General features: G+C 39.8%; 18 protein-coding genes. 16 read left to right on the top strand and 2 right to left on the bottom strand.

What is annotated here, in order from left to right:
* The first annotated feature begins 5 nt into the window (after window positions 1-5).
* The 4 genes from F3G91_RS05000 to F3G91_RS05015 are packed head-to-tail and all read left to right on the top strand — an operon-like array spanning window position 6 to window position 3286.
* The gene (locus F3G91_RS05000; protein ID WP_103558816.1) at window positions 6-488 is read left to right on the top strand and encodes a hypothetical protein; all 483 of its coding nucleotides are present in this window, start codon (window positions 6-8) and stop codon (window positions 486-488) included.
* Window positions 482-2062 (top strand): phosphoglycerate dehydrogenase, encoded by a 1581-nt coding sequence (gene serA / locus F3G91_RS05005; protein ID WP_223227833.1) that lies wholly within the window; start codon window positions 482-484, stop codon window positions 2060-2062. Before F3G91_RS05000 ends, serA begins: the two co-directional genes overlap by 7 nt.
* Before the next feature lie 21 nt (window positions 2063-2083).
* On the top strand, window positions 2084-2650 hold the full coding sequence (efp, locus tag F3G91_RS05010; protein ID WP_004317246.1) for an elongation factor P: 567 nt from the start codon (window positions 2084-2086) through the stop codon (window positions 2648-2650).
* Window positions 2651-2674: 24 nt separating this feature from the next.
* Window positions 2675-3286: a DUF4304 domain-containing protein gene (locus tag F3G91_RS05015; RefSeq protein ID WP_149700878.1), complete on the top strand. Its 612-nt coding sequence runs from the start codon at window positions 2675-2677 to the stop codon at window positions 3284-3286.
* Window positions 3287-4068: 782 nt separating this feature from the next.
* Here F3G91_RS05015 and F3G91_RS05020 read toward each other — a convergent pair.
* Together F3G91_RS05020 and surE are read right to left on the bottom strand one after the other, a co-directional pair.
* Complete coding sequence (locus F3G91_RS05020; RefSeq protein WP_149700879.1) at window positions 4069-4719, bottom strand: tRNA threonylcarbamoyladenosine dehydratase; 651 nt, start codon at window positions 4717-4719, stop codon at window positions 4069-4071.
* On the bottom strand, window positions 4709-5485 hold the full coding sequence (gene surE, locus F3G91_RS05025; protein WP_149700880.1) for a 5'/3'-nucleotidase SurE: 777 nt from the start codon (window positions 5483-5485) through the stop codon (window positions 4709-4711). Before surE ends, F3G91_RS05020 begins: the two co-directional genes overlap by 11 nt.
* Window positions 5486-5587: 102 nt before the next feature.
* Here surE and lpxB point away from each other — a divergent pair, with 102 nt between their 5' ends.
* From lpxB to F3G91_RS05085, 12 genes are all read left to right on the top strand, one after another.
* On the top strand, window positions 5588-6622 hold the full coding sequence (gene lpxB / locus F3G91_RS05030; protein WP_149700881.1) for a lipid-A-disaccharide synthase: 1035 nt from the start codon (window positions 5588-5590) through the stop codon (window positions 6620-6622).
* 3 nt (window positions 6623-6625) lie between these two features.
* Window positions 6626-7111, top strand: coding sequence for a transcription elongation factor GreA (greA, locus tag F3G91_RS05035; RefSeq protein ID WP_012001423.1), 486 nt, complete (start codon window positions 6626-6628; stop codon window positions 7109-7111).
* A 63-nt stretch (window positions 7112-7174) separates the two neighbouring features.
* Complete coding sequence (locus tag F3G91_RS05040; protein ID WP_149700882.1) at window positions 7175-7966, top strand: UDP-2,3-diacylglucosamine diphosphatase; 792 nt, start codon at window positions 7175-7177, stop codon at window positions 7964-7966.
* Complete coding sequence (locus F3G91_RS05045; RefSeq protein WP_103568277.1) at window positions 7966-8919, top strand: chemotaxis protein; 954 nt, start codon at window positions 7966-7968, stop codon at window positions 8917-8919. Before F3G91_RS05040 ends, F3G91_RS05045 begins: the two co-directional genes overlap by 1 nt.
* 8 nt (window positions 8920-8927) lie before the next feature.
* Window positions 8928-11279 (top strand): hybrid sensor histidine kinase/response regulator, encoded by a 2352-nt coding sequence (locus F3G91_RS05050; protein WP_149700883.1) that lies wholly within the window; start codon window positions 8928-8930, stop codon window positions 11277-11279.
* Window positions 11280-11289: 10 nt separating this feature from the next.
* A complete protein-coding gene (locus tag F3G91_RS05055) occupies window positions 11290-11787 on the top strand; it encodes a chemotaxis protein CheW (RefSeq protein WP_021087872.1) in 498 nt (165 codons plus the stop codon).
* 8 nt (window positions 11788-11795) lie between these two features.
* Window positions 11796-12422 (top strand): phosphoserine phosphatase SerB, encoded by a 627-nt coding sequence (gene serB, locus F3G91_RS05060; RefSeq protein ID WP_149700884.1) that lies wholly within the window; start codon window positions 11796-11798, stop codon window positions 12420-12422.
* Window positions 12423-12426: 4 nt separating this feature from the next.
* Window positions 12427-13419 (top strand): transaldolase, encoded by a 993-nt coding sequence (locus F3G91_RS05065; protein ID WP_149700885.1) that lies wholly within the window; start codon window positions 12427-12429, stop codon window positions 13417-13419.
* A complete protein-coding gene (locus tag F3G91_RS05070) occupies window positions 13419-14579 on the top strand; it encodes a type IV pilus twitching motility protein PilT (RefSeq protein ID WP_149700886.1) in 1161 nt (386 codons plus the stop codon). Before F3G91_RS05065 ends, F3G91_RS05070 begins: the two co-directional genes overlap by 1 nt.
* 67 nt (window positions 14580-14646) lie before the next feature.
* On the top strand, window positions 14647-15183 hold the full coding sequence (locus tag F3G91_RS05075) for a 50S ribosomal protein L25/general stress protein Ctc (protein WP_002939542.1): 537 nt from the start codon (window positions 14647-14649) through the stop codon (window positions 15181-15183).
* Window positions 15184-15194: 11 nt separating this feature from the next.
* Window positions 15195-15743: an aminoacyl-tRNA hydrolase gene (pth, locus tag F3G91_RS05080; RefSeq protein ID WP_149700887.1), complete on the top strand. Its 549-nt coding sequence runs from the start codon at window positions 15195-15197 to the stop codon at window positions 15741-15743.
* Entirely contained in the window at window positions 15740-16804 is a 1065-nt protein-coding gene (locus F3G91_RS05085; RefSeq protein WP_149700888.1) for an LptF/LptG family permease, read from the top strand. Before pth ends, F3G91_RS05085 begins: the two co-directional genes overlap by 4 nt.
* Window positions 16805-16849: the final 45 nt, after the last annotated feature.

The following is a 16849-nucleotide window of genomic DNA, read 5'->3' on the forward strand; positions in this document are numbered from 1 at the left end:
TATAAATGGGCAGACGCACGCTTTTATTAGTAGTTGTTCTGCTCTTTGTGATGTTAGGTTTGGTTGGAGTTTATCTTGTTAAATTTGCAAGTGTAAATTTCAGCCAAACTACTGAAAAAAATATTACAAGTGAGCAAAATATAACCAAAAATACAGCCGGTAGTGAAAACTGGATCAACGAGCTGGCAACTATTAAGAAAAAAGATTACGTATTGCCCGTAAATGAAATTTTTATAGAATACAACCGACCTAAGATAGAAAAGCCAAAGATCACAGCATATGAACTTATGATAGATAAAAACGACATCTACTCTATGTTCTGCTTGATGCAGACTTTGCGAAATAGTGAGGTTGATTTTACTGTAGTAAGAGATGGCGCTAAGAGCCAGATCTTTTTAAATACCCAAGACTCAAGGCTTTTGCAAAATATCATTTTGCAGCTAAGGGTTTACGATATCCACTCAAGTGTGAGAGAGGTAAAATTATGAAAACTATCATTGTTTGCGATGCGATACACCCAGTAGGTTTTGAACTTTTAAAAAAAGAACAAGATATAAATGTAATAGACGCAGTTAATACCCCAAAAGATGAGCTTTTAAAAATTTTAGGCGAGGCTGATGTAGCGATCACTAGAAGCTCGACTGAGGTAAATGAAGCGTTTTTAGAAGCTGGTAAAAAACTAAAAGCTATCGTTAGAGCTGGTGTTGGCGTGGATAATGTTGATATAGATGGCTGTTCAAGAAGAGGCATCATCGCTATGAACGTCCCAACTGCAAATACTATAGCAGCAGTTGAGCTAACTATGGCACACATGCTAGCAGCTGCAAGATCACTTGAATACGCTCACAACGATCTAAAACTAGATAGAATTTGGAAACGCGAGAAGTGGTATGGAGTTGAGCTGTTTAAGAAAAAGCTAGGTGTGATCGGTTTTGGCAACATCGGCTCAAGAGTAGCAGCTCGCGCAAAAGCTTTTGGCATGGATATCATCGCATACGACCCATATATCGATCCATCTAAAGTCATCGATATGGGCGGCACTTATACTAAAAATTTTGATGACATCTTGGCATGCGACTTCATCACGATCCACACTCCAAAGACCAAAGAGACAACTGATATGATCGGCGCTAAAGAGATAGCAAAGATGAAAGATGGCGTAAGGCTTATAAACTGCGCTAGAGGTGGTCTTTATAACGAAGAGGCGCTTTATGAAGGGCTAAAAAGCGGCAAGATAGCATTTGCTGGTATCGATGTTTTTACAAAAGAGCCAGCTACAAGCCATCCGCTTCTTGATCTAAATAATGTAAGCGTCACGCCACACCTCGGGGCAAATACTCTTGAGTCGCAGCGAAATATCGCAGTAGAGGCAGTCGAGCAAGCCATCTTGGCAGCACGCGGTATAAGCTATCCAAACGCTCTAAATTTACCTATAAAAACAGAAGATCTACCGCCATTTGTTGAGCCTTATATCGATCTTACAAGCAAGATGGCATTTCTTGCAGCTCAGATAAACAAAAGCGCTATCAAGGCTATCCGCATAGAGACTCACGGGCAGATTAGTGAATATGCAAACTCAATGCTAACTTTTGCTATCGTGGGTGCTTTAAAAGAGAGTCTTGGCGATGCGATAAACTACGTAAATGCTAAATTTTTATGCGACGAAAAAGGCATAACTACCGAAACTAGCACAGGTGGAGATAGTATATTCAAAAACAAGATCACAGTTCGTCTTACGACTGAAAACGGCATCGTAAGCGTTGGTGGCACGGTCTTTGGGGAAAATCAACAACGTATAGTAACCGTAAATGGCTTTAAGACTGACTTCAAGCCAAAAGGTAAGATGATCATCTTTAAAAACCACGACGTACCAGGCGTTATCGCTCAGATCAGTAAAATTTTAGCTGACGAGAAGATAAACATCGCTGACTTCCGTCTTGGTAGAGATGAGCACGGCATGGCGCTTGCGGTCATCTTGGTTGATGAACATATAAAAACAGAAACGCTAGAGAGATTAAACGCACTTGAAGCTTGTGTTTGGGCTCAATACGCAGTTATATAACAAATTACGAAAGGATAAAAAATGGCTTCATATTCAATGGGCGATCTAAAAAAGGGACTAAAGATCGAGATCGACGGCGTTCCTTATAAAATCGTAGAATATCAACACGTTAAACCGGGCAAGGGTGCAGCTTTTGTTCGTGCAAAGATCAAATCTTTTGTCGATGGAAAGGTTCTTGAAAAGACTTTTCACGCAGGTGACAAGTGCGAGCAGCCGCATCTTGAAGAAAAAGAGATGCAGTACCTCTATGATGATGGTGAGTTTTGCCAGTTTATGGACACGACTACTTACGAGCAAGTTGCGATCAGCGACGAGGATGTGGGCGATGTTAAAAAATGGATGATCGATGGCATGATGGTTGAAATTTTATTTCACAACGGCAATGCTATCGGCGTTGAAGTGCCACAAGTAGTCGAGCTCAAGATAGTTGAAACTCCACCAAATTTCAAGGGTGACACACAAGGCGGCAAAAAGCCAGCTACTCTTGAGAGTGGCGCGGTAGTTCAGATACCATTTCACGTACTAGAAGGCGAGGTCATCCGCGTTGATACAGTTCGTGGTGAGTACATCGAGCGCGCAAATAAATAACCATACATCTGGCACGTTAAATTTATGAAAGAGAAATTTGACGAGCTTATCGCTCTGCTAAAGCCGCTATTTAAGGATAATGGCTTTAGTAAGAGCGCTTTAAATTTCTACAAAAATACTCCAAATTTTATCTATGTTATAAATTTTCAAAAAAGTAGTGGCAATAGCTCAGAGCGCACGAGATTTTATATAAATTGCGGCATTTACGCCCCTTTTATAGAGGCTACCCTTGGCAAAGAAGCGCTTAGCAAGCCAAAAGAGTATGAGTGTCATTACAGAGCTAGAGCACATGAAATCACTCGCACATCTGCTGCATACTACGAGCTAGAGCCAGATAACAACGTGGCTAAAATTTATGAAAATTTAGCAAACGATCTTGGCTTTGTTTTTAAATTTTTTGAGCAAAATAGCTCTGAAACAAATTTAATAGAGCTAATGCTCGAACAAAACGGCCTTGCGGCGATAAATCAGCTCTACGAATATCTTTTGATAAAAGATAAAAGTGAAATTTTGATCTCTCATGCCAAAAAGCTCTTCACAAAGCACGGCAGCGAAGCAAGATGGGTGAAATTTGAAAACCAGATAAACGAGCTACTTAGAAAATATAAAAAAGATGAGATAAATTTTAAAGAGTAAAACACACTTGATTATACAAAGTAGAGCAACATAATCAGACAAGCATGCAAACTCTATGTACATTTTAAATTTTTATTTAAGCTAGTTACTAAAATTTAGGACTTATAAATTTAAAGCTATATTTAGAATTTTACTATCTAGCAAATTTTCAAACTTCGCTTACCCATAAGAATTTACTATTAAAAATCCTCGTTCATGAAATTTTAAAATTTACACGAGTTTTCGAGTGAAACGCATACGGTACGATAGTGCTATCGCATGCATCTCTAATGTGCGAGGGTTTTTACTCGGGCTTCGTCTCGTAACTGCAAGCAGAACGTAACTCAAGTCCCCTTGTCTCCCTTTTAAATAAAAGAAATCTATAAATTTAATCAAGTTGTCTTTTCAAACTTTAAAATTCCATTCACTCGTAAGAATTGACTACTAAAATTTGGCTTCGCTTGCAGTTTAGCTCAAATTTTAGAGCGAAATTACTCGCTCATGAAATTTTCAAATTTACTCGAAATTTATCTGACTTTACAAAGTAAATTTTAAAATCTTACTCGCTCGCCTTAGTGATTTCGTAAATTTAGAAGCGTGATATGCTAGTTTATGAAATTTTAAAATTTGATAGAATTTTATAATCGCATGCAGTGCTTTAGCACTAAAACATGCTAAATTTAACATCGTCTGGGTTAGGCTTAGGCGAAAGAGAGCTCTTTTGCTCCGTAGGCTCACCATTAAATTTAAAACCGCGATAGCCAGCTCTAATTTGAAATTTTGCTCGGAGTGTAAATTTAGACTTACTGCTCAACTATCTTTTTAACAGCTAATGAGGCTAAATTTAGTCCAAAGCAAGCAGTCACGCCCATGAAGCTTCCAAGTGGCTTGCAAAGTGGCTCTTCTGTTGAAAAGACGACGTCAAATTTACCACTAAAGCCTGATCTTTTTAGCTCATATCTATATTTTCTAGCTAGCGGATCGACCGAGGTTTTCCAAACGCTAGCCACCTTTATTTTTGTTGGATCAACCCTTTTTGCACCACCCATCGAGGCAATAAATTTGCTAGGATCTACTGCATTCGCAAGAGCGATCTTGGCGGCGATATCATCGATAGCATCAATCACTACGTCAAATTTACTAAAGTCAAAGCCAGTGACAAACTCAGGCGTAATCAGCGTCTGCATAGGTGTGATGCAAGGATAAATTTTGGCAAACTCCTCCACCTTTACGCCGCCCACATTTTCGCTGTAAATTTGGCGGTTTTGATTTGTCACGTCAAAGATGTCTTTATCGATTAGAGTGATGCTTCCGACCCCGCTTCTAGCAAGCGCATCCACGCACATCCCGCCAACGCCTCCAGCTCCGCAAACTAGCACTTTTGCACTTTGAAGCTTGCTAAAACCATCCTCGCCAAAGAGCCATCTTATCCTTGTAAATCTATCATTTAGCATCAAATTTCCCTTTTAAGCCCTCCAAGCTCTCGTATGAAGTCATGTTTAGTTTTATGGGCGTTATCGTGGCAAAGCCCTCATTTACCTTGCTGATGTCGCTTGTCTCGCCTTTTTCATATTCAAGTGCGGCGTTTCCAAGCCAGTAGTACTCGATGCCTCTTGGGTTGCGATTAAGCGTGGCATGCGTGGCGTAGGTGCGTCTGCCAGCTGGCACGACGGCATAACCTTTGAAATTTTTGCTAGTTGTGGCTGGGATATTTACGTTTAGAAATTCTCTTTGATTTAGCGAAATTTCATCATTTAGCACTTTCGGTACGATAAATTTCACCACCTCTTTTGCCAGCTCAAAGCCAAGTTCATTTAGTGAGTTGTTTTCATAAAACTGCGAAAAAGCGATGCTTCTAATGCCTTGTAAAACGCCCTCCATCGCTGCTCCACACGTGCCAGAGTAGGTGATATCTTCGCCCAAATTTGCCCCGTGATTTATGCCGCTTATCACTAGATCTGGTTTTTTATTATAAAGTGCGTGAAGCGCGAGATAGACGCAGTCGCTGGGCGTTGCGTCGTCAAGTTTAAAAAAGTTATCATCAAGTTTTATAAACCTAAGCGGTCTTGTGAGTGTCAAAGAGTGAGCGCAGGCTGATTTTTCAGAGCTTGGAGCTACGATCGTGACATTTACGTCATCTAGCTCGCTTAAAGCTTCTTTTAAGGCAAGCAGTCCAGCCGCCTCAAATCCATCGTCATTTGTTATCAAAATTTCTTTCAAATTTTATCCTTTAAAGGGTTGGATTTTATCACAGCTTTCTTAAAATTTTAAAGAATTTTTGCGTATAATGCCCCCAAAAAAAGACCTGATGAAAGTGTAAAAATGAAAATTTTAGTCTCCGCTCTTGAGCCATCGGCAAATTTGCATTTAAAAGAAATTTTGAAAAATTTTGAGGGCGAATTTGAGCTAATGGGTATTTTTAGCGAAGAGCTTGGCACGCCATATATGAAAAGCAGCGAGTTTTCAGCGATGGGCTTTGTCGAGGTTTTGCCACTCATTTTTAAGGCAAAAAAGGCGATGAAAGTGATGAGCCAGATGGCAAAAGAGGCTGATGCAGTGCTGCTAATAGACAGTCCAGCCTTTAATCTGCCGCTTGCAAAGGCGATAAAAGAGGCCGGTGCAAAAGCAGCCGTGACATACTACATCTTGCCTCAAGTTTGGGCGTGGAAGCCAAAAAGAGTGAGCGTTGTGGAGAGGTATTGTGACAACCTAGCTTCGATCCTGCCATTTGACTCTAAATTTTATAGCCGCTCGACCTACGTGGGCCATCCTTTGATGGATGAGATAAAGCTTAAGAAAACTAGCCTAAGTAGCAGCGGCAAAGTGGCGTTTTTGCCGGGATCAAGAAGGTCAGAGATTTTAAGGCTGATGCCAGTTTATAGAGAGCTTGCTAAAAAGATAGAAGCAAAAAGGCTGCTTGTAGTGCCGCCATTTTTGCTTGATAAAATGGGCGAAATTTATGGCGACACAAGTGATTTTGAGATCGTCTCAAACACGCCTGAAGCCTTGTATGAGAGCGACTTTGCCTTTGTTTGCTCTGGCACTGCTACGCTTGAGGCAGCGCTCATTGGCACGCCATTTGTGCTAGCATATAAGGCAAAAGCGATAGATGTTTTCATCGCTAGAAAATTTGTAAAGATCAAGCACGCGGGACTTGCAAATATAATGTTTGACTTCATGGGCAAAGAGCCACTTCATGAGGAGTTTATCCAAGAGTTTGCAACGGCTGAAAATTTGCTAAGAGCTTATGAAAGCTGTGATAGGCAAAAATTCTTAAAAGGCTGCGATGAGCTAAGGGCTTACCTAGGGCATGGCAGCAGTAAAAATGTAGTAAAAATTTTAAAAAATATGGAGTAAAAAATGAGTGAACCAATGACAATGCACGGATACGAGAAGATAGAAGCTGAGCTAAAGGATCTAAGGCTAGTGCAGCGCCCACAAATCGTAACAGAGATCGACATCGCAAGAAGCCATGGCGATCTAAAAGAAAACGCTGAGTATCACGCTGCAAAAGAGAAGCAAGCCTTTATAGACGCTAGGATCGCTGAGCTTAGCGCACTTTTGGCAAACGCAGAGGTGATCGATCCAAGTAGCTACGAGCATGACAGAGTGAGGTTTGGCTCTAGTGTGACGATAATGGATGAAGAGACCGAGGTAGAGCATACTTACACGATAGTTGGTGTGAGCGAAAGTGACCTAGACAAGGGCTATATCTCGATAAACTCGCCTCTTGCAAAGCAGCTTTTAGGCAAGGCTGAGGGCGATGAGGTCGCGCTAAATTTACCAAAGGGCAGAAGCGACGTTGAGATCGTGAAAATTTGCTATAAGCCTATAAAATTTGACTAAAAAGATGAGGCGAAGAGCTAAAAGCTGCTTTTTGGCTCTGCTAATTTTTAATTAAGGCAAAATTTGAGCGAATACCTATATGCCCCCGTTATAAAAAAAGGCGCGATCTTTTTGGCTGATGCGCATGAAAATGTAAATAGAGATGGTTTTTTGAAATTCTTGCGCGCCGTTGATAGCAAAGAGATCAAGGAGCCACCGCAGATTTTCTTGCTTGGCGATATATTTGATTTTTTAACGGGCGAGGGCGAATATACGCAAAAATTTTACGCTGAGCACTTAAGGCTTATAAATAAAATTTCACAAAAGGTGGAAATTTTTTACTTCGAGGGCAACCACGATTTTAGACTTTCAAATTTATTTAATAAAACTAGAGATTTTTGGGACAAAGGCGAGAGGCTAAGCTTTGAGGGAGTAAAGGTCTATGACATTAGCGCTCAGCCAGTGAAATTTAGAACTATGAGTGGCGAGCACGTCCAGATCGCGCATGGCGATATATTTTTGCCTTTTATAGATAAGTATGCGCTTAGGTTTTTAAGGCTTAGATGGTTTTTGAAATTTATGAACGCGCTTGATAAAATTTTGGATTTTAAAATTTCAAAAGCGATACTAGCTAAACTTATTAAGAAAAATCTGCACTATAAAATTTCAAACTTCAAGGAGCTAATGAGCAAGCATTTGCAGGGCTTTGACGCAAGTATAGTGATAGAGGGACACTATCATCAAGGTGAGCTATTTGATATTTACGATAGATTTTATATAAATTTACCTTGTTTTGCATGCGAGCAAAGTTATTTTGTTGTAGAATACGCCCAGCAAAAGTTGAATTTGCTCAAAATGAGTTTGAAAGGACATTGATGTTTGGAGACAACGTACTAAAAACGGGCTCAAACGAGATGGAACTTGTTGATTTTCGTATCTTTAAAAAGGCCGAAAACAAAGTATATGAAGGAATATACGGAGTCAATGTCGCAAAGGTGCGGGAGATCATTAAGATGCCAAATCTTACCGAGCTTCCTGGCGTTCCTGAGTATATCGAGGGAATTTTTGATTTAAGAGGTGTGGTTATCCCTGTTATAAATTTGGCAAGATGGATGAATATCATCGAGCCAACTGAGGGTGTAGTCATAAAACCACGTGTTATTATCGCTGAATTTAGCGGTATATTAATCGGTTTTATCGTCCATGAGGCCAAGAGGATCAGACGTATAAACTGGAAAGACATAGAGCCTGCAAATTTTGCTGCTGGAGCTGGTACTCTGGATAAAGGCAAGATCACAGGTGTAACAAGAATAGAAAACGACGAAGTACTTCTTATCCTTGATCTTGAAAGCATCGTTGAAGAGCTAGGAATTTACTCACCAAAGATCGAATTTGACGTAACAGACGATCAAAAGATCAAAGGTGCTGCTTTAGTTCTAGATGATAGCTCAACTGCTAGAAAGCTAGTAAAAGACGCACTTGAGAAGATGGGTCTTAGCGTGGTTGAAGCTAAAAACGGCGTTGAGGGCTTAGAGAGGATGGAAGAGCTTTATCAAAGATATGGAGATAACTTAACAAAAGAGCTTAGAGTTATCTTAAGTGATATCGAAATGCCACAAATGGATGGATACCGCTTTGCTTCAACTATTAAAAATGATGATAGATTTAAAGATGTTCCAGTTGTGTTTAACTCTTCATTAAGCAATGAATTTAGTGAGGTTAAGAGTAAAGAAGCCGGTGGTGCTGCGTATCTTACAAAATTTGATGCTGGTGTATTTTATCAAGAGGTGCTAAAAGTGATTGAAGCACATTCTAAATCTGCGAAGTGAGGTGAAGTATGGATGATATGAAAGAAATAATGGAAGACTTTTTAATAGAGGCTTTCGAACTTATTGAGCAGATAGACCATGACCTTGTTGAACTAGAGGCAAACCCTGAAGATTTGGAGCTTTTAAATAGAATTTTCCGTGTTGCTCACACAGTAAAAGGTAGCTCAAGCTTTTTAAATTTTGACGTTTTAACAGAACTTACTCACCACATGGAGGATGTTTTAAACAAAGCTAGAAAAGGCGAGCTAAAGATCACTCCAGATATCATGGACGTTGTTCTTGAGTCAGTTGATATGATGAAAGGACTACTTGAGAGCATTAGAGATAACGGTAGTGACGCAGCCGCTGGCATTGATATCAAAAATATCTGCGCTAGCTTGACACAAATTTCTGAAGGTGAAGCCCCAAGTGCAGCCCCAGAAGCTCCAGCAGCTCCAGCTCCTGAGCCGGTAAAAGAGCCAGAACCTGTCGCGCCAGCTGAAGAAGCAGCTCCTGAAGTAAGCGATGCTGAGCTTTCAAAGCTAAGTGACTCTGAGGTTGAAGCTGAGATAGAGAGACTTTTAAAAGTTAGAAAAGCAGAAGATCAAGCAAGACGTGCTTCAAAAGGCATAGCTCCAAAATCTCCTGAAGAGATAGCTCCAGCCGCAAGCGCTGCACCAGCACCTGCACCTAAGCCAGCTCCTAGTAGAGAAAGAGATGCAGATAAAAAAGTGCCAGCAGCTAGTAGCAGCAGTGCAGTAGCACAAGAGCAAACGATACGTGTTGAAGTAAAAAGACTTGATCACTTGATGAATTTAATCGGCGAGCTCGTCCTTGGCAAAAACCGTCTACTAAAAATTTATGATGACGTAGAAGAGAGATATGAGGGCGAGAAATTCCTTGAAGAGCTAAATCAAGTAGTCTCAAGCCTAAGTCTAGTTACGACTGATATCCAGCTAGCTGTTATGAAGACAAGAATGCTTCCAATAGCAAAAGTCTTTAATAAATTCCCACGTATGATACGTGATTTAAGCCGTGAGCTTGGCAAGCAAATAGACCTTGAAATTTCAGGTGAAGAGACTGAGCTTGATAAATCAATCGTTGAAGAGATCGGCGATCCGCTAGTTCACATCATCAGAAATTCATGCGACCACGGTATCGAAGATCCTGAGACAAGAAAGGCAATGGGCAAACCTGAAAAAGGCCTTGTTCAGCTAAAAGCTTACAACGAGGGCAACCATATCGTTGTTGAGATAGTTGATGATGGTAAGGGCTTGGATGCTGATATGCTTAAAGCTAAGTCGATAGAAAAAGGCATCATCACTGAGCGTGAAGCTGATGCGATGAGTGAGAAAGAGGCATTTGGTCTTATATTTAAGCCAGGATTTTCAACTGCAGCCAAGGTTACAAACGTATCTGGTCGTGGCGTTGGCATGGACGTTGTTAAGACAAACATTGAAAAACTAAATGGTATCATTGATATCGAGAGTGAAGTTGGAAAAGGTACAGTTATGAAGCTTAAAATTCCACTCACACTTGCGATTATTCAGTCACTTCTTGTCGGAACACAAGAGGAATTTTATGCGATACCACTTGCGAGCGTTCTTGAGACTGTTCGCGTGCCGATCGATGATATTTACACGATCGATGGTAAAAACGTTCTAAGATTAAGAGATGAGGTCTTATCTCTTGTTAGACTTTCAGATGTCTTTGGTGTCAATAAAGTCTTTGACGGTGGAGATCAAACTTATGTCGTTATCATCGGCGTTGCTGAGGCAAAACTGGGCATCATAGTAGATACTTTAGTTGGTCAAGAAGAGATTGTTATTAAGTCAATGGGTGATTATCTACAAAATATCCCAGGTATCGCTGGAGCTACTATAAGAGGCGATGGCCGCGTAACTCTTATCATAGACGTTGGTGCTATGATGGAGATGGCAAAGGATATTAAGGTAAATATTAGAGCCGAAATGGAAGATAGCACTAAAGCAAAAGAGAAACCAAGCGATTATAAGGTTCTAATCGTTGATGACTCTAAGATGGATAGAACCATCATGCAAAAATCGCTCGAGCCAATCGGCGTCACAATAATAGAAGCAACTAACGGAGTAGAAGCACTCAATATAATTAAATCAGGCGAGCATGCATTTGATGCGGTGCTCATTGATATTGAGATGCCAAGGATGGACGGATATACTCTAGCTGGTGAAATTCGCAAATACTCTAAGTATCGCACTTTACCGCTAATAGCAGTAACATCAAGAACGTCTAAAACTGATAGATTGCGCGGAGTAGAGGTTGGTATGACAGAATATATCACAAAACCATATTCGTCAGAATACCTTGAAAACGTTGTTAGAAAAAATATTAAATTAGGTTAGGGGTTAGGCGATGAATGATAAACTAAACCAAGTTTTAAGCAAACAAAAACAGCAAATTGACGAGCCTGAGATAAAAAACAACGAAGATATAGTCCAACTTGTAGGCTTCGTTGTTGGCGAGGAAGAGTATGCGATACCTATTTTAAATATCCAAGAGATAATCAAACCTATCGAATACACTCGTGTTCCTAGCGTGCCTGACTATGTCCTTGGTGTATTTAACTTGCGTGGAAACGTTATCCCGCTTATTGATTTGCGAAAACGTTTTTCACTAAATGTTACAAAGCAAAGCTCAAATACAAGATATATCGTCATGAAAGATGAGGATAATATCGCAGGCTTCGTGATAGACCGCTTAACGGAGGCTATCAGAATAGACCGCAACAGGATCGATCCGCCGCCAGAGACTTTAGTAAAAGACAAAGGCATGATCTATGGTATCGGCAAACGCGATCAAAACATCCTTACGATTTTAAAGGTTGAAAGCCTTTTAAAGCGTGATTTTTAGGGCATAGTTTGATAAAACTTTGTGTTTTTGACTTTGACTCTACGATAATGGACGGCGAGACGATTGACATCCTCGCCGCCGCTAATAACGCCAGTGATGAGGTGGCTAGCATAACGAAGCGTTCGATGAACGGCGAACTTGATTTTTTTGAAAGTCTTACAGCAAGAGTAAAATTTTTAAAAGGAATGCCACTTTCAAAAGCAGATGAAATTTGTAAAAATTTACCCATCATGCAAGGAGCTAGCGAGCTTATAGCTGCTCTAAAGCAAAAGGGCGTAAAGGTTGTGGTATTTAGTGGTGGTTTTCACATCGCAACTGATAAGATGCAAGAAAAACTTAAATTTGATGCAAATTTTGCAAATATCTTGCACCACAAAGATGGAATTTTAACAGGTGAAGTCGGCGGAGAGATGATGTTTGGTAGCTCAAAAGGCGAGATGATAGATCGCTTAAAGGGGCTATTAAATTTAGATAAAAGTGAGATTATGTGCGTTGGCGACGGAGCTAATGACGTGTCAATGTTTAGAAAATGTGATTTAAAAATTGCCTTTTGTGCGAAAGAAATTTTAAAAAAAGAGGCGACGCATTGCGTGGATGCCAAGGATCTGCGTGAAATTTTAAAATATATAAGGTGAAAAAATGTATGACAATGAAGCTAAATTTTCTCTTTGGTGCGACTTTATAGAGAGAGACTTTTTACAAAACGAATTCAACTCTTTATTAGAAAAAGGCGTTATAAACGGAGCTACAAGCAATCCAGCTATCTTTAAAACAGCTTTTGCATCACCTGCTTATAAACAGATCATACAAAATAGCAACAAGCGTCACCCAAAAGATCTTTATGAAATTTTAGCGACCCAAGATATCAAGATCGCCGCATGTAAAATGCTAAAAAACTACGCAAATGGCGACGATGGCTTTGTTAGTATCGAGGTTGATCCAAATTTAAGTGGCGAAACAGCTGCGACGATAGAAGAGGGCATCAGGCTTCATAACCTTATCTCAATGCCAAATGTTATGATAAAAATTCCAGCCACAAAAGAGGGCTACGAGGCGATGAGCGCGCTTATAGCAAGAGGCATCAGCGTAAATGCGACGCTCATTTTCTCGCCAGATCAGGCTAAAAACTGCCTAGAGGCCTTTAAAGAGGGTAGCAAAGCTTATGCAAGCCGCTTTGTGGATACGACGATGCCAAAAGGTGTGATCAGCGTTTTTGTTAGTAGATTTGATAGAAAGCTTGATGAGACAATGTCTGCAAAGAGCCTACCAACAGGGCAGATCGGCATAATGAACGCTGCAAATATCTATCATATCATTGAGGACTTTGGCTTAGAAAACGTAAGGACACTTTTTGCAAGTACTGGCGTAAAAGGTGGTGGCTTAAGAGGGGATTATTACGTTAGGGAGCTAATGTATAAAAACTCTATAAACACAGCTCCGATAGATACGATAAAAGAATTTATAAAAGAAAAAGCTGAGGCAAAAAATGCCCCTAGCAAAGAGAATATCTCAAGCTTTTTTCACATCATAAAAAATAATGAGATCGATATAAATGCTACTTATAAAGAGCTTTTAAATGACGGCTTAAAGCAGTTTGTTGCAGCATTTGACGACATTATGAAATCACTTTAATGACCAAAAAAGACCTAGACTCATATCTGTGCTCTTTAGTGGATAAAGGCGGCAGCGATCTTCATCTAAAGTCTGCAAGCCTTGTTTATGGCAGATTTAATGGTGAGATCATGCCACTTAGCGAAGAAAATTTGGGCCCTAGTGATGCAGTAGCTATCGCAAAAGAGCTTTTGGGGGCTAAATTTGATGAGTTTATGGATAAAAAAGACATAGATTTTTCTTATAAACTAAATGACGAGTACTGCTTTCGTGTAAATATGTTTTTGCAGATAAATGGAATTTCTGCTGTCTTTCGTGTCACTCCAACGAAAATTCCAACCATAAAAGATCTAAATTTACCAAGTGTGATAGAAAAAATTTGCACCGAGACCACTCGTGGCATCATCCTAGTGACTGGCCCAACTGGAAGCGGCAAGACGACAACGCTTGCAAGCATGATAAATTTCATAAACCAAACAAAAAGATCGCACATCGTGACTATCGAAGATCCGATTGAGTATGTATTTAACGACGATAAAAGCATAATCAACCAGCGCTCTATAGGCGCAGATGCGCTAAATTTCTCAGACGCACTGAGGGCTTCGCTCAGAGAAGATCCTGACATCATCTTGGTGGGCGAGATGAGAGATCTTGAGACTATTGAGACTGCCATTAGGGCTGCAGAGACTGGACACTTGGTGCTTTCGACGCTTCACACGCTTGACGCAAAAGAGAGCGTAAATAGGATAGTAAATAGCTTCCCACAAGGCGAGCGAGATAAGGTCAGTCTTATGTTTTCTTCAGTCCTTGCCTGCGTCATCTCACAAAGGCTAGTTAAGACACTTTTTGGCACAAGGCGCCCAGCAGTAGAGATCATGAGAAAAAATACTCGCATAAAAGAGCTCATATCTGAAGAAAAATTTGACGAGATCGATCTTGCCATAGCTGAGTCAAAAAATACTTACGGCATGCAAACTTTTGATCAGCACTTGCTTGAGCTTTATGAAAATAAGATAATTAGTGCCGAAGTAGCGCTTGATAATGCTAGTAACAGAGGCGATTTGCAGCTTAAGATAAAAAGCTCAAATGTGACAGGTTTTAGCTTTGAAAATGGTGTAAATTTTGGCAAACCTCAAAGCAAACAAGATCAACCTGAAGTGATCGCACTTAAAGAAATTTAGTAAGCTTTATGTGAAATTTATAAAGCATTAGATAAAATCAGCACCTATTTTTTATGAAAGGAAAACGATGTTAGAGGGTATCGTTAGAGAGAGTATCGGTAAGAAGTCTGCGAAGGCTTTGAGAAGAGATGGTTATCTAATCGCCAACATTTATGGCAAGGGATTAGAGAATGTTGCAGCTGCTTTTAAAGTCAATGACTTTATCAAAGAGGCACGCAAAAAAGAGAGCCTTGCTTTTGATGTAAAAGTAGGCGGAAAAGTTTATAATGTCGTTATTGTTGATTACCAAAGAGATGTTGTTACAAGTGATCTTAAACATGTAGATCTAAAAGTAGCACTTCCAGGCGTTTTATCAAAATATATGATCCCAGTTAAGCCAGTTGGAACACCTATTGGTCTTAAAAATAAGGGCGTTTTGATTCAGTCAAAAAGACGTCTTTGCGTAAAATGCACGGCTGAAAATTTACCAAATTCATTTGACGTTGATGTAAGCAAACTTGACATTGATGATACGATTTTGGTTCGTGATATCACAGCTCCTAAAGGCGTTACTATCATTGACGCTGACCGTGTTGCGGTACTTGGAGTTATTAAAGCTAAATAAAAAGGGCCTTTGTGACACTAATAGCGGGGCTGGGAAATCCTGGCCCCAAATACGAAAACACTAGACACAACATAGGCTTTATGCTTATAGACCTCCTAAAAGACTCAAATTTCAAAGATGTTAGCTCAGCCAAATTTCAAGGCGAAGTTTTTAAATTTAACGACATTATCTTGCTAAAACCAACAACCTTTATGAACCTCTCGGGCCAAAGCGTAAAAGCAGTAAAAGACTTTTATAAACCAGATAGGATAATCGTCATCCACGACGATCTTGATCTTAGTTTTGGCGCGGTTAAATTTAAAAAAGGCGGCAGTAGCGGCGGACATAACGGCATAAAATCGATCGATAATCTAATAGGCAACGACTACGAAAGAGTGCGCGTTGGCATAGGACATGAGGGCGATGCTAAAAATTTTGTCCTTGGCGAGTTTAGTGATGATGAGAAAAAGGCTTTAGATGAAATTTTAGCCTATACAAAAAATGCGGTTTGTGAGCTGCTAAAGAGCGACATCAACGAAATTTCACAAAAATTTACGATAAAAAAAGGTCTTATCAAATGAAACTATACGCCAGATACGTTGGCTGGGTCTATATAAAATCTTTTCTTATCGTATTTTTAGCGCTTGAGCTATTTTATGTTGGCATCGATTTGCTTACAAATTTAAAAGATCTGCCGCCATCTGCCAACCTTCAGCTACTCTATGTTGGCCTTACTGCACTAAGTGCCATTAGCTATGTTTTGCCACTTTCACTCATTTTCGCGCTAATAATTTTGCATGTAAATATGGTTCGCTCAAACGAGCTAATCAGCTTTTATGCTCTTGGCATCAGTAAAAACAAGCTCATTTTACCGCCATTTCTTATCGCATTTTTTGTGACGATTTTTTACGTTGGGCTAAATTTTACGCCATTTGCTTATGCGCATGACTATCAAAAAAGTATCGCTAAAAACACCGCTTTTTCAAAAAGTACAAATGACTCATTTTTGAAGTTTGAAGGCAAATTTATCTATATAAAAGAGCTAAATTCAGCCAAGCAAAGAGCAAATGACGTGAGAATTTTTGACATTAATGGAACTGACTTGCTCTCGACAACTTTTGCCGACCACGCTAAATTTAAAGACAATGAGTGGGTTTTAGAGGATGTAAATCAGACCTTTTTGCCTCAAAGCTTAGAGCTTGGCGAAAATGGCTTTAGCAAGGTAAAAAGCGAAAATTTAGATGCATTAAGAGGATTTAAACCAAAGAGCATCGAGAGTGCTGCAAGCGTTGAAAACTCGAAATTTAACATACCTGACGCGATAAATTTTATAAAGACATTTAAAAACGAAGGCATAGGGCTTGATAGCGCAAGGACTGCATTTTATAACCTTGCCATCACGCCATTTTTTGCGCCATTTTTATTGCTTATTTTCTACTATCATTTGCCAGTGACTGGCAGGTTTTTCAACCTCGCACTCTCAACATTTATCTTTGTCGTCATAACACTCGTAGTTTGGGGGCTTCTCTTTATCTTAACCAAATTTGCTCAAACTTCTGTCATCTTGCCAGAAATCGGCATGGTTGTCCCTGTTATTTTGCTTTTTGCATACGCCATTTATCTCATAAAATCGCATCGTTAAGCCAAATTTTGGCAACTTTTTTGTAAAATCAAGCCATTTTAAAAA

The sequence above is a fragment of the Campylobacter concisus genome (assembly GCF_902460715.1).
Lineage (GTDB): Bacteria > Campylobacterota > Campylobacteria > Campylobacterales > Campylobacteraceae > Campylobacter_A > Campylobacter_A concisus_AK.